General features: G+C 71.7%; 22 protein-coding genes. 11 read left to right on the top strand and 11 right to left on the bottom strand.

Translation table 11 applies throughout. The features are described from left to right. A partial coding sequence (locus ACRDSK_RS20270; RefSeq protein ID WP_431442777.1) for an AfsR/SARP family transcriptional regulator occupies positions 1–802 on the bottom strand: 802 nt, incomplete at its 3' end. Between the two features lie 138 nt (positions 803–940). Between ACRDSK_RS20270 and ACRDSK_RS20265 the strand changes: the two genes are divergently transcribed. Both ACRDSK_RS20265 and ACRDSK_RS20260 read left to right on the top strand, forming a co-directional pair. After that, the gene (locus ACRDSK_RS20265; RefSeq protein ID WP_431442776.1) at positions 941–1,450 is read left to right on the top strand and encodes a hypothetical protein; all 510 of its coding nucleotides are present in this window, start codon (positions 941–943) and stop codon (positions 1,448–1,450) included. Positions 1,451–1,488: 38 nt separating this feature from the next. Continuing rightward, a complete protein-coding gene (locus ACRDSK_RS20260; RefSeq protein ID WP_431442775.1) occupies positions 1,489–1,749 on the top strand; it encodes a hypothetical protein in 261 nt (86 codons plus the stop codon). Here ACRDSK_RS20260 and ACRDSK_RS20255 read toward each other — a convergent pair. From ACRDSK_RS20255 to ACRDSK_RS20245, 3 genes are all read right to left on the bottom strand, one after another. Further along, the gene (locus ACRDSK_RS20255) at positions 1,746–2,945 is read right to left on the bottom strand and encodes an endonuclease I family protein (protein WP_431442774.1); all 1,200 of its coding nucleotides are present in this window, start codon (positions 2,943–2,945) and stop codon (positions 1,746–1,748) included. The genes ACRDSK_RS20260 and ACRDSK_RS20255 overlap by 4 nt on opposite strands. 156 nt (positions 2,946–3,101) lie before the next feature. After that, the gene (locus ACRDSK_RS20250) at positions 3,102–3,665 is read right to left on the bottom strand and encodes an N-acetyltransferase family protein (protein WP_431442773.1); all 564 of its coding nucleotides are present in this window, start codon (positions 3,663–3,665) and stop codon (positions 3,102–3,104) included. Continuing rightward, on the bottom strand, positions 3,665–4,339 hold the full coding sequence (locus tag ACRDSK_RS20245) for an alpha/beta fold hydrolase (protein ID WP_431442772.1): 675 nt from the start codon (positions 4,337–4,339) through the stop codon (positions 3,665–3,667). The genes ACRDSK_RS20250 and ACRDSK_RS20245 overlap by 1 nt, the downstream gene beginning before the upstream one ends. 70 nt (positions 4,340–4,409) lie before the next feature. Between ACRDSK_RS20245 and ACRDSK_RS20240 the strand changes: the two genes are divergently transcribed. After that, on the top strand, positions 4,410–5,360 hold the full coding sequence (locus ACRDSK_RS20240; RefSeq protein ID WP_431442771.1) for a helix-turn-helix transcriptional regulator: 951 nt from the start codon (positions 4,410–4,412) through the stop codon (positions 5,358–5,360). Here the strand turns inward: ACRDSK_RS20240 and ACRDSK_RS20235 are convergent. The 3 genes from ACRDSK_RS20235 to ACRDSK_RS20225 are packed head-to-tail and all read right to left on the bottom strand — an operon-like array spanning position 5,357 to position 7,319. Then, a complete protein-coding gene (locus tag ACRDSK_RS20235) occupies positions 5,357–5,800 on the bottom strand; it encodes a phosphoglycerate mutase family protein (RefSeq protein WP_431442770.1) in 444 nt (147 codons plus the stop codon). The genes ACRDSK_RS20240 and ACRDSK_RS20235 overlap by 4 nt on opposite strands. Before the next feature lie 14 nt (positions 5,801–5,814). Beyond that, the gene (locus tag ACRDSK_RS20230; RefSeq protein WP_431442769.1) at positions 5,815–6,480 is read right to left on the bottom strand and encodes a hypothetical protein; all 666 of its coding nucleotides are present in this window, start codon (positions 6,478–6,480) and stop codon (positions 5,815–5,817) included. Beyond that, complete coding sequence (locus tag ACRDSK_RS20225; protein WP_431442768.1) at positions 6,477–7,319, bottom strand: matrixin family metalloprotease; 843 nt, start codon at positions 7,317–7,319, stop codon at positions 6,477–6,479. The genes ACRDSK_RS20230 and ACRDSK_RS20225 overlap by 4 nt, the downstream gene beginning before the upstream one ends. A 105-nt stretch (positions 7,320–7,424) precedes the next feature. Here ACRDSK_RS20225 and ACRDSK_RS20220 point away from each other — a divergent pair, with 105 nt between their 5' ends. The 4 genes from ACRDSK_RS20220 (at position 7,425) to ACRDSK_RS20205 (ending at position 10,701) form a co-directional block, all read left to right on the top strand. Beyond that, positions 7,425–8,207: a class I SAM-dependent methyltransferase gene (locus tag ACRDSK_RS20220; protein ID WP_431442767.1), complete on the top strand. Its 783-nt coding sequence runs from the start codon at positions 7,425–7,427 to the stop codon at positions 8,205–8,207. Continuing rightward, positions 8,207–9,094: a GNAT family N-acetyltransferase gene (locus tag ACRDSK_RS20215; RefSeq protein ID WP_431442766.1), complete on the top strand. Its 888-nt coding sequence runs from the start codon at positions 8,207–8,209 to the stop codon at positions 9,092–9,094. The genes ACRDSK_RS20220 and ACRDSK_RS20215 overlap by 1 nt, the downstream gene beginning before the upstream one ends. Positions 9,095–9,164: 70 nt before the next feature. Beyond that, on the top strand, positions 9,165–9,839 hold the full coding sequence (locus ACRDSK_RS20210; RefSeq protein ID WP_431442765.1) for a ComEA family DNA-binding protein: 675 nt from the start codon (positions 9,165–9,167) through the stop codon (positions 9,837–9,839). Next, positions 9,823–10,701: an FCD domain-containing protein gene (locus ACRDSK_RS20205; protein ID WP_431442764.1), complete on the top strand. Its 879-nt coding sequence runs from the start codon at positions 9,823–9,825 to the stop codon at positions 10,699–10,701. Before ACRDSK_RS20210 ends, ACRDSK_RS20205 begins: the two co-directional genes overlap by 17 nt. Positions 10,702–10,779: 78 nt before the next feature. Here the strand turns inward: ACRDSK_RS20205 and aroF are convergent, their stop codons facing one another. From aroF to ACRDSK_RS20185, 4 genes are read right to left on the bottom strand one after another with little or no spacing between them, the layout of a single operon-like run. Continuing rightward, positions 10,780–11,823 (bottom strand): 3-deoxy-7-phosphoheptulonate synthase, encoded by a 1,044-nt coding sequence (aroF, locus tag ACRDSK_RS20200; RefSeq protein WP_431442763.1) that lies wholly within the window; start codon positions 11,821–11,823, stop codon positions 10,780–10,782. Beyond that, on the bottom strand, positions 11,811–12,215 hold the full coding sequence (aroH, locus tag ACRDSK_RS20195) for a chorismate mutase (RefSeq protein ID WP_431442762.1): 405 nt from the start codon (positions 12,213–12,215) through the stop codon (positions 11,811–11,813). Before aroH ends, aroF begins: the two co-directional genes overlap by 13 nt. Positions 12,216–12,219: 4 nt before the next feature. Continuing rightward, positions 12,220–13,029 carry a class II aldolase/adducin family protein gene (locus ACRDSK_RS20190; protein ID WP_431442761.1) on the bottom strand — a complete coding sequence of 270 codons (810 nt, stop codon included), beginning with the start codon at positions 13,027–13,029 and terminating at the stop codon, positions 12,220–12,222. Positions 13,030–13,046: 17 nt separating this feature from the next. After that, positions 13,047–14,552 (bottom strand): FAD/NAD(P)-binding protein, encoded by a 1,506-nt coding sequence (locus ACRDSK_RS20185; RefSeq protein ID WP_431442760.1) that lies wholly within the window; start codon positions 14,550–14,552, stop codon positions 13,047–13,049. Between the two features lie 280 nt (positions 14,553–14,832). Between ACRDSK_RS20185 and ACRDSK_RS20180 the strand changes: the two genes are divergently transcribed. The 4 genes from ACRDSK_RS20180 to ACRDSK_RS20165 form a co-directional block, all read left to right on the top strand. Further along, the gene (locus ACRDSK_RS20180) at positions 14,833–15,831 is read left to right on the top strand and encodes a helix-turn-helix domain-containing protein (protein ID WP_431442759.1); all 999 of its coding nucleotides are present in this window, start codon (positions 14,833–14,835) and stop codon (positions 15,829–15,831) included. Between the two features lie 176 nt (positions 15,832–16,007). Then, positions 16,008–17,504: an FAD-binding oxidoreductase gene (locus ACRDSK_RS20175; protein WP_431442758.1), complete on the top strand. Its 1,497-nt coding sequence runs from the start codon at positions 16,008–16,010 to the stop codon at positions 17,502–17,504. A 28-nt stretch (positions 17,505–17,532) separates the two neighbouring features. Beyond that, a complete protein-coding gene (locus ACRDSK_RS20170; protein WP_431442757.1) occupies positions 17,533–18,729 on the top strand; it encodes an acyl-CoA dehydrogenase family protein in 1,197 nt (398 codons plus the stop codon). A 9-nt stretch (positions 18,730–18,738) separates the two neighbouring features. Next, positions 18,739–19,092: AMP-binding protein (locus ACRDSK_RS20165; protein WP_431442755.1), on the top strand; the 354-nt coding region annotated here is incomplete at its 3' end.

Below are 19,092 nucleotides of genomic sequence, written 5' to 3'. Positions count from 1 at the left end.
CGGCCGCGGTGCCGGGCCCGGCGACCACGTGGATCGCGCTGGCCGTCGCGAGGTCGTCGTCGCCGCGCAGGACGGCCTCGTACAGCCGTTGCAGCTCGGGGCCGGGCTCGATGCCGAGCTGTTCGGCGAGCAACGCCCTGGTGTTGCGGAACACCTGCAGGGCCTCGGCGCGCCGGCCGGCGCGGTGCAGGGCGAGCATCAGATAGCCGGGCAGCCGTTCGCGGTAGGGGTGGGACTGCACGAGCACGGTCAGCTCGGATGTGAGCTCGCCGCCGCGGCCGCGGAGCAGGTCGACCTCGATGCGTGTCTCCACCGCGCGGATCCGGCTCTCCTCGAGTCGTGCGGCGGCGACCTCCAGTACGGATGTGCTCAGGCCGTCGAGGGCCGGGCCGCGCCACAGTGACAGCGCGCCGACGAGGGTGGTCGCCGCCCGGTCGAGGTCGCCCGCGGCGAGCCGGGCTTCGGCGTCGGCCGTGAGGGTCTCGAAGCGGTGCACGTCCAGCTGGTCGGGCTGCACCCGGATCCGGTATCCGGCGCCGCCGGTCACGATCAGGTCCGGCGCGCCCGTCGAGGCGAGCGCGTGCCGCAGCCGCGAGATCCCGTTCTGCGCCTGGACCCGGGCGGTCTCGGGTGGTTCGTCGCCCCACGCCGCGGCGACGAGCTGGTCGACCGACACGACCCGGTTCGCGTCCAGTAGCAGGGCACTCACGAGTGCCTGGTGCCGGAGCCCGCCCAGCGGGACGGGCCGGCCGTCGCAGCCGACCTCGACCGGACCCAGCAGCCGGAACTCGACCTTGGACACGCGTACCTCCATCGCGCCGCGGCGGCAGCCCACTCCCCGCGTGAGTGTGCCACCGTCGGCGTGATGATCAACTTGTGATGGCCGGATGAGGCTTTCGCGTAGAACTCCGACATCGACATGGACGACGGAGGAGGGGCGATGGAACTGCATGCCACCTACAGAGGCGATCGCTTCCTGGCGATGGTCGGCATCGGCTACGGCCTGCTGGCGGGGATCGCGGGCGCGCTGTTCACGTTGAGCTCCGGTCGGATCAACGTCGCCACGCTGGTGCTGTGGGGATCGGGCGGCTTCTTCGCCCTCATCGGCCTCTACCTGTTGATCAAGACACTGCAGCCGACCCGCCTCGCGTTCGACGACCACGGGCTCGTGGTCCGCTCGGAGGGTCACGTGTTCGAGGGCCCGTGGGAGCAGATCGAGGCGATCGCGATCAGCACGATCCCGAAGCAGAACGAGGACGACAAGGACCGGCACAACCTGGTGCTCTGGGTCCCGCCACACGTGAAGATGCGGCACGAGCCGACGTTCCCCATCTGGAGCGCGAAGAAGGGCCACGTCCTCATCGAGCTGAGCAACGTGAAGGAGACGCCGGAAGAGGTGGCCGCGATCCTGAGCCGGTACGCGAGGGACAAGTTCCACACCCCACGCTGAGCTCAGCGAGACCTGCGGGGTGGCGTGACAATGACCGCATGACGGAGAAGGACGCGGCCTACGAGCACATGCGCGAGGCCATCGGTGTGATGTCCGCGTGGGCCAGCTCGGGCGACGCCGAGTTCGCGAGCGCCTACTACAACAGACTGCTCGACGAGTACGGGGTCGAGAAGGCCCGCGAGATCCTCGCCGGCCTGATCAACCTGTGCGGCGAGCTGCTCGCCATGCGCGCCAAGGAGAAGAGCGTTGGCGTGCTGGACACGCTGCAGGAGATCGCCGGGCGGATCGCCGACCGCTAGGCGGTGACGGTCGTCCACGACGCGCGGAGGTTCACCAGCCGGGCAAGCTCCGGGTCGTCGACGAACGGGTTGCGGTTGCCCTGGATCTTGGCGATCGCGGCGTTGCGGTGCCGTTCGTAGTCGGACACGGGGTCCTGTTCGTGCCAGGACAGCAGTACGTCGAGGCGGTCGGGGGTCAGCTCACCCGCGGCGTCGCCGATGAGACCGGGGTAGCGCACGAGGAAGTAGAGGGTGGCACGGGCGACCGGGCCCTTGCCGGCGACGGGCTCGAAGCCGTCGGTGTCGCTACGGCCGCACTTCTCGTGGATGCCCTCCTGTCCGGTGTAGTCGAAGTACGGGGTGTTGCCGCGGAAGCTGTTGCACCTGGGCTCGCAGGCGAACAGGTGGTGCAGGTCCCCGCGCATCGGCTCGGCCTTGCGGAACCATGACTGGGGCACGACGTGCTCGCAGTTGAACAACAGCTCCGCCTCGACGTCCGCGGCCCGCGTGGCGAACGTTGTGGTGGGCTCCCGCAGCAGCTCGGTCCATCGCCGGCGGCGGGCGGACGCGACGCGGGCGTCGGCGCGGATGAGCTCCTCGGCGGTGAACGTGGCGCCGGAGTAGATGCTGCGCAGTAGCTTGTCGGGGTGTAAGTCCACCCACGGGTAGAGCTGCTGCGAGGGCTGGTACCTCGGCCGGCCGACGTGCGTGCTCTCGACGAGCCCGGACAGCGCGGTGAACAGCTCGTCCGGGTGGGTGGTCCGGTCCACCATCGCGTAGTACTGCTCGCGTGCGGCGGTGTCGGCCGCCGGGTCGTAGTACGGGCGCTCCTGTCCTTCTCGGACGGCGGCAAGCGCGGTCCGCAGATCCTCTTCGTCCTCAGTGGACAGCGCGGTCGGTGTCGAGCTGAAGTCGGCGAGCGGCATGCCGTTCGCGGCCTGCGCCGCGACGGCCACGAGCGTGATGCCACGGCCGCCGTGGGTGGCGAACAGGTCGTCTGGCCGCAGCGCGAAGGTGGCCGACCCGTCGCCGAACTCGACGACGCCGCGTGCCGCGTCCGTCTCGGTGGGCAGTGCGGCCGCATCGGTCAGCAGCACCGACGGCGTCACGAGAAATCCCATGCCACGCGGCTCCCCGCCGATCTGCACGCGACCCGTCACCCGATCGAGGGCTTCGAGCCGCTCCTTGGCCGCAACGTCGTCCGTGTACATGCCCATCGCGCCTCCACGGGGGTCACGGCGCCAGGTGCGCCCCACGACGCCCGACCTAACATCGTGACTCTGACCGACAACGTGACGCCGGCGTCGGTGCCTACTCCCCCTTCCAGGGGAGAGCGCGCCGGGGCGACGTTCTCGTCGCCGCCCGCACCTGAGCTACGGGTCGACCACCTTGCTCACGATCCACGCGTGCTTGCCGACCTGCCGAGCGCGGGCGAACCCGTGGTCCTCGAAGAGCTCGACTGTCGCGCTGTACAGGAACCGCCCCTGTGCCTCGCGGCCGGCGGTCACCTCGGAGACGGCCTCGACGAGCCCGCCGCCGGCCTCGGCGATCTGGTCGAGCGCGCCGCCCAGCGCCGCCCGCGCGATGCCCTGCCCGCGATGCCTGCGGTCGACGTAGAAACACGTGATCCGCCAGTCGGGCCACGGCGGCGCGTCTTCCTCGTACCTCCGCCGGTGCTTGATCTTCGGCAGCTCGGTCGGGCTGCCGTACTGGCACCACCCTTGCGCCACGCCGTCCTCGTCGAGGACGAGCGCCGCATGTGAGTGTCCCGTCCGGACGCGCTCCTCCTTGACCTCGCGCGGGTGCACCCCCTTCGGGCCGCGATCCGCGTGGAAGCCCAAGCACCAACAGCCGCCGAAGATCCCGTTGTTGCGCTCGACGAGCTCGGCGAATGCGTCCCATGTGGATTCGTCGAGGGGCCGGACCGTGACCGCCATCAGTCCTCGCCCGCGGTCGCGGCCAGCAGCCGGGCGAGCTCGGCCGGCTTGCTGACCATCGGCCAGTGTCCGGAGTCGATGTCGACGTAGTCGACGTGCCGCGCCTTGGACAGCTCGGGCACGTCGCCGGCGTCGATCCACTCTCGCGCCTGGGCGGGACTGAACTCGGGGCAGACGAGCACGACCGGGACGTCGAAGCGCCGGTCGTCGGTCAACCGCACCGCGCCCCTGGCCACACCCTCGGGGACGGGGATCGCCTTGGCCGCCATGCCGTTCCGGACCTCGACGTCGAGGTCGGCGGAGTCCGGGCCCTCGAACTTCTCCCACCCGGGGAAGGGCATGCGGCCGTCCTCGATGTCGAAGAAGTCGGCGTAGCGCTCGCCGTCCGAGTTCGGGAAGCCGCCGATCATGGCGACCTTGGCCACCGTCGCCGACCGCCGGTCGGCGGCCAGCCACGCCAGGGTGCTGGCGGCGGAATGGCCGACCACCATGGGCTTCTCGGGCGAGGAGTCGATGGCGGCGAGCACGGCGTCCAGCTGGTCGTCGAGCGTGGCGCCGTCCTGAGCCGGGAGCGTCAGCGGCACCGGCCGGTGGCCGAGAGTCCTCAGCGCGGGCACGACGTCGTCCCACGCGGATCCGTCCAGCCACAGGCCGGCCAGCAGCAAAATGTCCATGACGATCACGCTAGAGCCAGTTCCGGACGATCGGCTACCGGTATCTCCCGCGACGGCCTAACGTGCATCCGTGCCGTCCGATCTGAGCCCCACCGCGCGTGCGCTCCGTGCCATGGAGATCCTGCAGAACCGCCCTGGCGTCACGGCCGGTGAGCTCGCCACGGGACTGGACGTCACGGAGCGGGCCGCGCGCCGGTACATCGCGATCCTCCGCGAGGCGGGCGTCCCCGTCGAGTCGAGCCGGGGACCCTACGGCGGCTACCGGCTCGGCCGCGGGACCCGCCTGCCGCCGGTCGTCTTCACCGAGTCCGAGGCGCTGAGCCTGGTCATGGCGGTGCTCGACGGCCCACCGGCGGCCGTCGGCGATGCCCTGGACAAGGTCATCCGGGCGCTGCCGGAGCGCGTTGGCAGGCAGGCCGCGGCACTGCGCGAGCACGCCTCGGCCGCGCCCGACCAGTACTCCGCCAGGCCGGATCCCGCCACCACCAGCGCACTGGTCGCGGCCATCGCCGCGCGGCGCCGGACGCTGGTCACCTACCGGAGCGAGTCGGGCAAGGAGTGGCAGGCCGAAGTGGACCCGTGGGCGGTCGTCGTCCGGCACAGTCGTTGGTACCTGCTGTGCCACTCCCACCGGGCGGACGCGATCCGCACCTACCGGATCGACCGGGTCCACGCGGTCGAGCAGACCACGCGCGTGTTCGAGCCACCCCGAGACCTGGACCCGGTGGCGACGGTGGAGGAGAACCTCGGCACCGGTTGGGAGTTCCCCACGCGAGTGGTGTTCGACGCGCCGCTGGCTCGGGTCGCGCGCTGGATCCGCCCACCGATGGGCCGGCTCGAGCCGTTGGGGGATGGGTGTGTTCTCGTCGGCAGCACGAGCAACCCGGCGATGTACGCCCAGGAATGGCTGGCAACCGTGCCGTTCGCCTTCCGCGTCGAGGGCGGGGCCGAGCTCCGAGCCGCGGTCGCGGAGGTCGCCACCCGCTTCACCGGCGCACTCACGACCCGCCAGAACAACTAGCGGAGCGAGGTTTCGCCGTACTTGAGCGCGAGCGACGACGCCTCGCCGCTGTCCGCGACCGTGACGACGAAGAGATTGTCGAACTCGCGTTCACCGATCGTCGGCGGCGCGGTCACTCCCAGCGCGGCGATCATCTCGGGGACGGTGTTGCTGTGGCCGACCACCAGGACCACGGCACCGAGCTCACCCGCGAGCACCCGGCGGGCGAGCTCCGCCGCCGGCGGCGCCACCGCCGGTCGCAGGCCGAGCCGAGCCGCCGGCGGTGCGGCGGTCAGCTTGGTCCGGCGCAGCGTCGAGGTGAACACCGAGGCCACCTGTGCGGTGTGGACGACGTGCGCCAGTTCCTCCGCCCGCGCCGCACCGGCGGCGTTCAGCTCGGGATCCGACGACGTGGGCGGCAGGTCGATGTCCGCATGCCGCGTGAAGAGGACCGTCTGCATGGCTGACCCCGGTTTCAGTCGAAGCGCGGCAGCAGGTTGCGCTCGGCGAGCAGGAACATGACTCCCCGGAGCGTCGTCATGGCATCCCTGGCCAAGGCGAGCATGTTCAGCCCGCCCGGCACGGCGAAGTGTTCTTCCAGCAGCCGGACGATCAGGCCGTACGAGCCGAGGCTGAGCGACCGCAGGGTGTCGTCGGCCTCGTCGACGGGCTCGCGCACCGGGCGCAGGAACTTCTCCGGCAGCTCGTCGCGGAGCGAGGCGAACGCCGCCGCGTGGCCGCCGCCGTCCTCGATCGCGCCGGTGAGCTGGCTGTGCAGGTCGGGATCCAGGTCGGTGACCGAGGCGAGCAGCGATCCGACGACCGCGTACCGGGCGTCCACCGCCTGCGCGATCGCGTACTCACGAGCGAGCAGGCCGTCGAGCTGGGTCGCGTCGAGCGGCGCGAACGCCACCGGCGGAGTCCCGCGCACCTGTGCCGCCGGTGTCAGGTTGCTCGCCCCGCCGGCCGCCACCAGCGCCTCGTTGAGCCGCCGGAGCGGGTACATCGACGCCATCGCGAGGTTGATCCCCGGGCCGCGTTCGACCAGCGCGCAGTCCAGGAACAGGTACTCCACGCACAGCGCGTGCTCCACCGTCGCCAGGTGATCGAGCTCGTCGAGCAGCTTCGCGAGCGGGGTCATCCCGGGCCGCCGTAGATGGCGCCGATGCCGTCGACGTCGTCCTGCGTCAGCTCGCGTCGCGGGCCGTCGTAGGTGGCGAACATGATCGCCGACGGCACCTTGGAGTGCAGCAGGCCGAGGCCGTGGCCCAGCTCGTGCAGGGCGACGGTGAGGAGGTCGATGCCGGTCGGCGGGGTATCGACCGACCAGTTCTCGAACTCGTCGAAGTGGCAGTCGCCGGCGAACTGGCCGCCGCCGGGCGGAGGGAAGAAGCAGTGCGCGAGTACGTTGCGGTTCTCCGCGCCGCCGTCGTCGAAGGGTGAACCGTCGTCGTGGTCGCCGGTGCGCCAGGAGATCTGGATCTCGGCCTCGGCGTCGGCGGGCACCTCGGTGAAGGTGAGCGGGCTGACGCGGCTCCACTGCGCCATCGCCTCGGTCAGCGTGGCCTTGACGTCCTCAGTGGACAGGTCGTCGCCGAGGTTGTCGAACCGGTACCGCAGGTCGGCGGTCGACCAACGGCTGCCGTGGACCGCGAACTCCGCCAGGGCGGCGGGCGCGACGACGTCGGGGTTGCCGCAGCGGCGCATCTCCATGAGACCGATGGTCTTGGGGCCGACGACGCCGTCCGCCTTCAGGCCGTTGAAGTCCTGGTACAGGAGGACGGCCTGCTCCATCACCTCGTCGAACACCGAGGGGTCGGCGACGTCCTCGGGGACCGCGGGCCGCCACTCGCCGAAGGCCGCCAGCGCCGGGTTGGGGAAGTAGCCGAACTTCCTCAGGTAGGCGTGCAGCTTCTGTACGTCCTCGCCGGTGCTGCCCCGTTCGACCTGCCGGGCCGGCACGTATCTTCGCTCAGCCATCGTCGTCTCCCCAGGTCGGAGGTGTTGCCACAGGTGTCGGCTGCTGTCCGCGGGTCGTTACGGGCACACTGGCGGCACACCCGATCGAGAGGAGTGTTGTCCACGATGGACGACAGGGAACCCGCCGCGGTCGACTACGACTCCGAGCTCCGGCTGTACAACGAGATCCTCCGCCCGGCCTTCGGTGTCGGACCACGCGACCACGTACTCGACATCGGTTGCGGGACCGGTCTGACGACTCGGGAGGCGGCCCGGCAGGCCGAGGCCGGCCGAGCGCTCGGTGTCGACCTGTCCGAGCCCGCCATCGCGCAGGCCCGCCGGCTGGCCCAGGAGGACGGCCTGGACAACGTCGAGTTCGAGCCTGCCGACGCTGCGCTGCACCGGTTTCCGGACTCTCGGTTCGATCTCGCGATCAGCAGGTGCGGCACCATGTTCTTCGGCGACCCCGTCGCCGCGTTCGCCAACATCGGTCGAGCCCTGCGCCCCGCCGGGCGGCTGGCGATGATGATCTGGCAGGCCAGGGCGGACAACGAATGGACGGTCGCCATCGAACAGGCGCTCGCCGCACCCGGCGGCAGGGCGGCCGGGGCGCCGGACCCGTTCTCACTGGGCGATCCGACGGCCACGACCGCGATCCTGCACGTGGCCGGGTTCGTCGACGTGAGCTTCACGGATGTCCGGCAACCCGTCTGGTACGGCCCCGACCCGGACGCCGCGCTGGCCTGGGTCCGCAGCTTCGCCAACGTCGGCCAGGCGTTGGCGCGCATGGAGCCGCGCGCCGCCGAGCAGGCACAGGGCCGGCTGCGCGAGATGCTGACGGCGCACCTGGGCGCGGACGGCGTCTGGCTGGGCTCCAGCGCCTGGATCGTCACCGCGCGACTCGGCTGATGGCGATCGCGTCGGGCACGCCGGGCGTCGGCGGGCTGAGCGCGGCGGTGGGCGCGCTGCGAGAGTGGCAACACGACGGGGCGCCGATGCAGCTGCATCCGGGGGACCTGGGCTGGTTCTGGCGGTTCGGTGCGGAGGCGACGGCCGCGGCGGTCCGGACCTGGAGCCGGGACGGACGGATTCTCGCCGTCGGGCTGCTGGATGGGCCCGAGCTGTTGCGGCTGACGATGGCGCCGGACGCTCGGCGGGACGAGGAGCTGGCGCGGCGGCTGGTCGAGGACGTGACCGAGCCGGCGCGCGGCGTCCTGCCCGAGGGCAGGGTGAACATCGAGGCGCCGCTGGACGCGCTGCTCCAGGACCTGCTGTGCGAGGACGGTTGGCACGTCGACGAGCCATGGACGCCACTGCGTCGCGATCTCACCGAGCCGACGCCGGACCCGGGCGTGCGGGTCGAGGTGGTCGGCCCGGCGCAGGCGCGCGTGCGGGCCGCGGTGCAGCGGGCAGCGTTCGACAGGTCGACGTTCACCGACGATCGCTGGCGGGCGATGGCGGCCGGATCGCCGTACGCCGATGCTCGGTGTCTGGTCGCCCACGACGACAAGGGCGACGCGGTGGCGGTGGTGACGGTGTGGTCCGCCGGTCCGGGACGGCCCGGGTTGCTCGAGCCGATGGGCGTGCACCGCGACCATCGGGGTCACGGCTACGGCAGGGCGATCACCGTCGCCGCGGCGGCCGCGCTCCAGGAGCTGGGTTCGTCGAGTGCGTTGGTCTGCACCCCGAGCGCCAACGTCGGCGCCGTCGCCACCTACGAGTCGGCCGGCTTCCGGCGACTCCCTGAGGTCCGGGACCGATACCGGGACGCCGCGGCGGGTTCGCGACGCGCCTGAGCCGTTGGTAGTCGAGAAGTAACGTGCGCCCGACTCCCCGCGACCTCTTCGGGGGGAAGGGAGGCCGCCCATGACTGACACGTCGGTGGCTCCGCGAGGCGGGCGCTGGTACTTCGTGGTGGCCATCGCCTCGATGGGGCTGTTCGCGTGGGTGCCGTTCCTGCACGCGGCCGCTCGTCTCGACCGGCCGGGACCCCGTCGCCTGGCGCTCCTGTTCGGCGCGGTCGCCGCGGCGGTGGCGGTGTGGGCCTCGGTGTCGCCGGACAGCGAGCCGGTCAGTGGGGCCTGGGCCTTGGTGGACGGGATCGCCGTGGTGATCGTGATCGCGGCCATCGCCATCGCGTGCGTGCGGCTGGTGCCGCTGCGCCGCGAGGTCTACGGAGGCGGGCCGGCCAGCTCGGCGAGCGCGTCCGACGCCGCTCTCGCCAACGCGCTGGGTGCCCGCGAGCGACGGGACGCGGCTCGCGCGATCGCCGCGGGCGACCCGCTGCTCGCCCGAGATCTCCGGATCGGCCGGCCGGACCTGCGAGGCGACTACGACGACGGCGGCCTGGTCGAGCTGAACACCGCGCCGGAGGCCACGATCGCCACGCTGTGCGGGCTGCCCGCGGAGCTCGCGGCTCGGATCGTGGCCGCGCGGGAGGAGTGCGGCGGTTTCCTGGCGGTGGACGACGTGTTCAGCCTGGTCTACCTGCCGATGGAGAACTGGAACGTGGTGCGGGACCGGGGTGTGCTCATCGCGTAGCTCCGGCGTCCAGTCCGCGGAGGAGAGCAGCGGGCAGGGCATCCGGGCGGCCTGGATCGGCCTCGGCGGCATGATGGCGACCGCCATCCTGCAGCTGGCCATCGTCGCCGTCTACCGGATCCGTGCCGGACGCCGCATCGGCTCCGCCGCGCTGGTCGCCGAGGGCCAGCACGCACGTGCCGACGGGCTCACCTCCATCGCCGTCGTGGTCGGCGTCGTCGGGGTGTGGCTCGGGTTCGAGCGGGCGGACGCCATCGCCGGTCTGCTCATCGGCGTGGTGGTGTTGGGCATCCTGATCAGCACGATGCGTTCGGTGTTCCGCCGGCTGATGGATGGCGTCGAGCCCGGGATCGTCGACGGGATGACCAGGACCGCGGGGAGCGTCGACGGCGAGCACCCGGACGACCTGCACGAGCTGTCCGGTCACCACGCCAGCGTCGAGGCGCGCGAGGGCTTCGTGGAGGTCCGTCCGCGGCAGGGCTACCGGGTGTCCGTCGTGACGCTGGCCGGGGTGCGGGACCTGTTCGAGATGCGCCTGCTGCTGGAACCGGCCGCGGTCGAGCTGGCCGCCGCCCGCGCCTCCGACGAGGAGCTGGCCGATCTGCACCCGCTCGCCCACGAGACCTATGTGGACGGTGACCGGGCGAGCTACGAACGGTTTCTCCAGCGCAACCGCGAGTTCCACGTCCGCATCGCGCGGGCGGCCGGCAACGAACGGCTCGCCCGCACGCTGCAGGGGCTGCTGGAGGAGATGCAGCGCCTGTTCTTCATCGGCCTGCGCGGGGACGACACCGCCGACCGCTCCGTACGCGCGGCGGCCGGGGTGGTCCTGGCCGACACCACCGCGCGCCGCTCCGTCTAGAAGGGACACCGTGTCCGCGCTCCCGTCAGTCCACTCAAACGGAGTACACGTTCGATCCCGCTCGGCAGGCGCGAGAAGTCAGACAGGGCTGGGAGATCCCGAAGGTTGCGGCACGGTCCGGTCGCTCACGGCGGCCATCGTGCGGACGACCTCCGCCAGTGCCGGCATGTCCTCGTCGATGAGGGCCTGCGGGCCGTCGCACAGCGCGGTCTCCGGTCGGGGGTGGACGTCGACGATCAGACCGTCCGCGCCCGCCGCCAGACCGGCTCGGCTCAGCGGCAGGACCAGGCCGCGCCGCCCGCCCGAGTGGGACGGGTCGATGACCACCGGCAGGTGCGACAGGTGTTGCGCGACCGGGACGGCGGAGACGTCCAGGGTGTTGCGTGTCGCGGTCTCGAAGCTGCGGATGCCGCGCTCGCACAGCACGATGTCCAGGTTGCCGCGCTGGGCGATGTACTCGGCGGCCATCAGCCACTCGTCGATGGTGGCGTTCATGCCGCGCTTGAGCATGATCGGCTTGTCCACCTGGCCGACCGCTTGCAGCAGCGGGAAGTTCTGCATGTTCCGGGTACCGATCTGCAGCATGTCGGCGTAGGAGGCGACCAGGTCGACGTCCTGCGCGCTGACGACTTCCGTCACCACCGGCAGACCGGTCTCCTCCCGCACGTCCGCGAGGATGCGCAGCGCGCGCTCGCCGAGACCCTGGAAGGCGTAGGGCGAGGTGCGCGGCTTGTAGGCGCCGCCCCGCAGCAGCGACGCACCGGCATCGCGCGCCATCAGCGCGGCTCCGAGGGTCTGCTCAGGCGTCTCCACCGCGCACGGCCCGGCGATCAGCGTGGCCGTCCTCGGCCCGATGGGCACGCCGCCCACCCGCACGACCGAGCGGTCCGGGTGGTGGTCGCGGCTGACCAGCTTGTACGGCGTGGAGATGCGGACGACGTCGGCGACGCCGGGCAGGGCGCGCAGTCCGACCTCCTGCAACTGCTCGACGTCCCCGACCAGTCCGATGATCGTGCGGGTGAACCCGCGGCTGACGAACGCGTCACAACGCGCCGTGCCGATGATCTCGACGACCGCGTCGATGTCGGCCGGCGCCGCGTCGGGTGCCATCACGATGACCACGTGGTGCTCCTCGTCTCGCCGCGCTGGGCCAGGTCCGGCCGCAGCGCGCTCGCTCTGCCCAGGTACACGTGCCGCAACCGGGACCGCGGTTCGGACCACTCGACATGGGCGAGCAGTCGCACCACGCGCTCCATGGCTCCCGGCACGGAGATCTCCGCCGCACAGATCAGTGGCACGTCCACCAGGCCGAGCGTGCGGGCCGCCTCCGCGGGAAACGCGCTGTGCAGGTCCGGGGTCGTGGTGAACAGCACGCTGATCACGTTCTCCGGGACGAGGCCGTTGCGTTCCAGCACGGCCTGCATCAGGTCTCGGGTGCCGCCGAGCAGGGCGGTGGGCGTGTCCGCGGTTACCTGAACCGCGCCGCGCACCGCCCCGACCGTCGCCGTCGCCACGGGCTCACTCCTCCAACAGGTCGGGCTGCTCGCGAGTGATCTCGTCGTAGAGCAGCTGGAAGCTGAACCACGCGAGCTGGCGGTCGCCGAAGCCGTCCTTGGCGGCCAGCGCCTGCTTCCGGTCCATGGGGACCTGGGTGCCCGCGGCCATCGCCAGCAGCTGGACCTGGGCACAGGAGTCGAAGGTGAGGAACCAGTGCAGCGCCTCGTCCAGCGTCCGGCCCACGGTGATCAGACCGTGGTGCTTGAGCACGATCGCCCGCCGGTCGCCGAGGTTGTCGGCGATGTCGCGGCCCTGCTCCACCGCGATCGACGGGCCGCGGTAGTCGGAGTAGAGGACCTGGTCCTCGTAGAACGCGGCGGACTCCTGGTCGACGGGCTCCAGCAGCCGGTCCAGCGCGGCGAGCGCGCGGGAGTGCACGGTGTGCGCGTGCGCCGCCGCCTCGGCGTCGTCGCGTGCGTCGTGGATCGCGGCGTGGATGACGAACGCGCTGGGGTTGACCGGGCGGTCGCCCTCGACCACCCGGCCCGTGCTGTCGACACAGATCAGGTCGCGAACCTTCACGAGGTTGAACGAGACACCGAACGGGTTGACCCAGAACCGGTCGTGATGCTCGGGGTCACGCACCGAGATGTGCCCGGAGATGCCTTCGCCGAAGCCGAACCTGCCGAACAGGCGCATCGCCGCGGCGAGCCGCTGCTTGCGATGCCGGCGCTCCTCGGCGACCGTGGCGAACACGGGTGGGGACGGCATGGGCAGGCCGGTGTGCGTGTCGGCGAGGTAGCTCGCCTGCTCTTCCTCGGTCGTGGTCACTGGACGACTTCCCTTCCTCAGATGTATTGCAGGGCCGCGGACCTGACGGCATGCGCGGGCACGAGTGCCTGCGCGATGTCCACCGCGCGATCGACCAGGGACTGCACGCCGAATGTGAAGAAGAGGCTGCCCATCGCCGGGTCGCCCAGTGCGTAGAACCGGGGGTCGGGGATGCCTTCGACGGTGAGCGCGCTGGTCGCGCGGTCCACGGCCACCCCGCCGCGTGGGTGCGGCTCGGCGAACCCCGCGGCGACGAGCGAGCCGACCAGTGTCGTGGCCTTCGCGGACAGCCGCCGTGAGCGGGCGTTGACCGCGTTGACCACGACGTCGAAACGCCGTTCGCCATCCGCGGCGCCGACCACGAAGCCGCCCGGCTCGGGGCGCACGGAGACCACGCGCTGCGCGATCTCCAGCCGGCCGGAGTCGAACAGGCCCAGCAGCGTCTCGGCACTGCTCGGCGGCATGGGACAACACAGGCTCATCAGCGCCCGGTCGTGCTGCAGGGTGTCCTGCTCGTGCGCGGGCAGCAGCGGCCACACGTCCGGGCCCGCGTCGGGCACCGCCTGCTGCACGATTCGCAGCGCGTAGCTGGCCGACTCGACCTCCGCGAACTGGCGGCGCAGCCGCGTCTGCGCGTCCTCGTGGCGCACCGAGTCCAGCTCCGCGGTGACCGTCCAGAGATCCTCGCCGGCGGCGGCCAGCTCCTCGGCCATCACGTCCACGACCTCCGCCAGGGTGAGCGTCCCGCCGGCGGCCGCGATCGCCCGGAACCGGGCGGGCGTGAAGTGCCGCAGCGGCAGGTGTCGCACCTGCTGCCGGACGGCGGGCAGCACCCCGCGGCGGGACAGCAGGGTGACCGGGCCGCGGTGGCCGTGCGCGGTGAGCGCCAGGACGACGTCCACCGCCGTCAGGCCGCTGCCGAGCACGCCCACCGCGGCGTCCGGGTCGACGTCGGCCAGCCGGCTCGCCGTCGGGTAGGGATCGGCCACGAAGCCGGCCGTGCCGGCGAGGTCGTAGACATCGGGCGGGCTGCCCGCGCCGAAGCACAGCACGACCCGGTCGACGGGAGTCCGCCGCCCGTCCGCGCACAGCACGAGATCCCCGCCGTCGAGGCGCACCGCGTCCACTCGGCCGCGTACGAGCTCGACGCGCCAGCCGGCGGCGAGCAGGTCGCGTAACGCCGTCCGCGCCGACTGCTCGAGGTAGTCGCCGTAGAGCGCCCTCGGTAGGAACCGGGTTCCCGCGCGCGGGTCGAACCGGGCGCCCTCGGCGGATCCGGTGACCAGAGCGCGCGCGGTGAGCCACTGCTCGAGGTGGTCCACGTCGTCGGCGCGCACCGACATGTCCCGCGGCGGCGCGTTGACTCGCACGGCGTCCAGGTCGGGCTGGTAGGGGCGGCCCCGCCAGAACGTCTCGCCCGCCTCGAAGACCGTCAGCTCTCCCGGCGGCATGCCGGGTTGTCTCGCCAGCGCGGTGAGCAGGCACACCGCCGACGCACCGCTCCCGACCACACCGATGCGCACCCGTACGCCCCTTCTCGCACAGAATCACCCCGATCGGGGCGGCGCCAACGACTGTAGGACGGGTGTGCCGGCGGGCAGGTGTCCGAATGCGCGCCGAGTCTTGTCAATTAGCGTAACGCGGCTGCGCATGCGTAGCGCTACATTTCCGTTTCACCGATGATGCCACGTTCCCCCATTTGGCAGTGTGCCGAGTCAGCGACGCATCAATAGGATGCAAGGTTGGTGTATTTGATTTTTGGTCGTGTCGAACAATAGGCATAGTTACGGGGGTCCAAACTTCATGGAGCTGGTCAGGGAGCGCGCACAGGGCGACCACACGCGCGTGTTGAGCACGGCGGACGTCACACCGGGTGACCGCGTCGACGCCTGGCACGAGCTGGTCCGGTCGGTGTGCGGACCGGTCGACGTCGCAACCGGAACCGAGTCGTTCGACGGCACGATCATCCAGTCGTCGCTCGGCGATGTGCAGGTCTGCCTCATCACCGCGGACGAGCACTCGGTCAGCAGATCCCGGCGGCGGGTGCGGTTACAGGACGACACACACATCTACGTCTCGACGCCGCTGCGCGGCCGGCTGACGGTCGCACAGGACGAGGAACGCATCGCGGTCGAGGCGGGCGACGTGGTCACCTTCGACAGCACCAGGCCGTACACGCTGGCGCTGCCGGGCGGCGGGCGACTGGTGTCCGTGCGGCTGTCGCACGACCTGCTCGGCCTCAACCCGCGTGGCACGCGGACGCTGACCGCACGCCCGTGGCCAGGCGATACGGGCATCGGCGCGCTGGCCGCGACCGTGCTCAAGGCGTTGGGTCACCGGCTCGCCGAGCTGGACGACCCCGAGCGCAACCACCTGGCCAACGTCGTCGTGGAGCTCGTCACCTCACTGTTCGCCCAGCGCCTGCACACGCTGACCGACAAGTCCGACTCCGCCCGGCAGGGCATGCTGCTGCGGATCCAGAGCTTCGCCCGCAACAACCTCGCCGACACCACGCTCACCCCCTCCGTCCTCGCGCGGTCGCACAACGTCTCGCTGCGGTACCTGCAGCTGCTGTTCGCCGAGCAGGGCACTAGTCCGGCGCGATGGCTGCGCGAGCAGCGACTCGCGCGATGCCGCGCGGACCTGTCCGACGCGAGCCTCGACCACCTCACCGTGGCCGCCATCGGTGCCCGGTGGGGCATCGGGCAGGCGTCGCAGGTGAGCCGGCTGTTCCGCCAGACCTTCGGGGTGTCACCGAGCGTCTACCGGCGGACCAACCGGGGACACTGCGCCATCGCCTGACTGACCGGTGCGCGAAAACCGCACTTCGGGTTCGCGGCTGCGCCACAACTTCCCTCGCACCGGAAGTACCGTTGGATTCCGGTGATCGAAAACCGGGGGCGACTCCCGTCACAGAGAAATTGACGGTTCGCTCCATGTTTATGCCTCCCCCTGTCCGAATTATCCAGGAGAAAAACATGGGTGAGTTTTCCCGTGTGCTCGGCCGGCCCGCCGAGGAGACGAACGGCGCGGTCGTGCCCGACGCGGGCGACGTCCTCGCCCGGGCGGCCGGCGTGGTGGGAGCCGACCGGGTGTCACACACCACGGATCTCGGCCCGAACGTCAGCCGGTACCGGTCGCGGCGCGTCGGCGGTGTGGTCAAGCCCGAGACGGTGGCGCAGGTGCGCGAGCTGGTGCGGCTCTTCGGTTCGGTGCCGGACGCCGGTCTGCACGCGGTGAGCACCGGGCGGAACTGGGGTCTGGGTACCCGCGAGCCGACGGCCGACGACGTGGTCGTGCTCGACCTGGGCGACCTGGCGCAGGTGCGCGAGATCGACCTCACCGGCGGCTGGGCGGTGGTCGAGCCCGGGGTCACCCAGGGCCGGCTGTCACAACGGCTCGACGGCACCGACCGGATGGTCAACGTGACCGTGTCGGCCGCGGAGACCAGTATCGTCGGCAACCTCGTCGACCGTGGCGTCGGCCTGCGCCAACAGCGCACGAGGGACGTGCTGGGACTCGAGGTCGTGCTGCCCGACGGCGAGCTCGCCCGGTTCGGCTGGTGGCCCGGCACCGGCCGAGGCGCCGCGCCCTACCCGCACGGGCTGGGGCCCTCGGCGCTCGGCCTGTTCACCCAGTCCGACCTCGGTGTCGTCACCGCGGCCACGATCGCCCTGCCGCACCGGCCCGAGGCGCTGCGCGTGGTCCGGCTGGACTTCCGCCCCGACGTGCTGGGCGACGTCATCGCGTTGTTGCGGCGCTGGACCGCCCAGGGGCTGACGCGTTCGGTGCCGCGGGTCTTCGACCCGGCCGCCGCGCGGGCCTACGCGGGCAAGCCGGACCTGTACACGGCCCACTTCTGCGTCGACGGCATGGCGCCCGCGGTCGACGCGATCGTGGAGGTCGTCGCGGGACAGGCACGGGACAGCGGGCTGTTCACCGATGTCGACCACACCGCGGCGCGTGCGCCGCGGCATCCCGACCACGAGGTCGCCGCGCTCGTCGAACGCGGCTACGCCGGCGATCCGGATCCGTCCGACCGGCTGTTCCAGGCCAAGATGGGGTACCCGGCCGACGAGATCGACGAGCGGGTGGGCTTCCTGTTCTTCCTGCCGCTGCTGCCGTTCACGGCCGACGCCGTCGAGCTCACCCGCACCCTGACCGACCGGGTCCGCGAGACCACCGGCATCCCCTCCGCGTCGACGCTGCACCTGCTCGACGCCGAGCACATCGACTGCGTCGTCGCCATGAAGTTCGACCGGGCGGACGACGCCGCCACCCGCGCGGCCCATCGCGCGCTCGACCTGTTGTACGACCTGTTCGCCGAGCACGGCTTCGCCCCGTACCGCCTCGACGTCGACCACGCCGAGCGCGTGGACGACTTCCGGGCCGACGAGGCGGCGACCGCGTTCACCCGGCGGCTCAAGGCCACTGTGGACCCAGGCACGGCGCTGGCCCACGGTCGCTACCGCTGATCAGCCAACCGAACCGAGAGGAGCCTCCATGGTCAGCGTCGAGGCGACCACCGCACCACCCATGTCCGCAGAGGAGATCATCAGCCGCGCCGGCGCACTGGTGCCCGTGCTGCGCGAGCGCGCCGAGGAGATCGAGCAGGCACGCCGGCTGCCGCCGCACGTGGTAGCGGCCCTGCGCGAGACCGGCGTGTTCCGCATGGCGACGCCGAGAGCATGGGGCGGCCCCGAGCTGAACTCGATCGACCAGACCCGCGTGATCGAGGTACTGGCGACCGGTGACACGTCGGCCGCGTGGTGCGCCATGATCGGCATGGACACCCCGCTGTACGCCTCCTTCCTGGACGAGTCCGTCGCGCGCGAGATGTTCGTCGACCCCGACATGATCACGGCCGGGCTGATCCTGCCGGTGGGCCGCGGGGTGCGGGTGCCGGGCGGGTTCCGGCTCACCGGCCGCTGGCCGTTCGGCAGCGGCGTGACGCACGCGGACTGGGTGGTCGGCGGCTTCCTCGTGCAGGGCCAGGACGGCGACCTGGAACCGAGCCCCAGCGGCGGACCCGCGCACTGGCGCATCGCCATCGCACCCCGGGACTCCTTTACCGTGCTCGACACCTGGCACACCACCGGCCTCGCCGGCAGCGGCAGCAACGACTACCGGGCCGAGGACCTGTTCGTGCCCGACGAGCGCACGTTCAGCTTCGCCCAGCCGGTCGGCAGCGGCCCGATGAAGACCCCGGAGGCGATTCTGCGCAACATGCCGGGCGTGCCGCTCGGGGCGGCGCGCGCCGCGCTGGACCACGTGCGCGAGCTCGCCGTGAACCGCGTCGACCGGGCCACCGAAAAGCCGTGGGCGGAGACCTACCGAGTGCAGATGACGATCGCCGAGGCGGAGATGGACCTGGGTGCTGCCCGGCACGCCGTCTACGGCAGCCTCGAGCGGCAGTGGGAGCTGCTGTCCGCCGGCGCGGTCCTCAGCGACGACGAGCGGGTCGCCACCGTGTTGGCCCGGGTCAACGCCTTCCGCACGGCGCGGTCCATCGTGTCGCGCCTCTACGACCTGATGGCGACCACGTCGATCTACCGGCCCTCGCCGCTGGACCGGCTGCTGCGCGACCTGACGACGATGCGCCAGCACGTGATCACCCAGGACCAGGTGCTCCAGTCGGCGGGCGCGCTGTTGCTCGGCGGTACGCCACACAACCCGTTCAGTCTCGGCATCGTCCAGTAGGGCACGGAAATGGCCGCCAGAATGTCCTATGTGGATGGTGGAGTGCTGCCGCCGCTCCCGGTCGCCACGCTCGGCGCCGCGCTGACGCGGGCCGCCGGGAGTGCCGGCGGGCTGCACCACCTCGACGAGCACGGGCGGCGCAGCACCCGCAGCTACCGCGAGCTGGCCGAGGACGCGACGGCCGTGCTGGGCGGGCTCCGCGCGGCGGGCGCCCGTCCCGGTGAGCATGTCGTGCTGCAGCTGGCGCACGGCCCCGATCTGCTCACCGCGTTCTGGGCGGCGGTGCTCGGCGGGCTGGTGGCCGTGCCGGTCAGCGCGCAGGCCGGCGCCGACCAGCTGGCCGCCGTGGGCCGGGTCGTCGGC

The sequence above is a fragment of the Actinophytocola sp. genome, from assembly GCF_050699915.1.
GTDB lineage: Bacteria > Actinomycetota > Actinomycetes > Mycobacteriales > Pseudonocardiaceae > Actinophytocola.
Note: the sequence above shows the minus strand (reverse complement) of the source record. Positions and strands in the feature narration are given on the sequence as shown.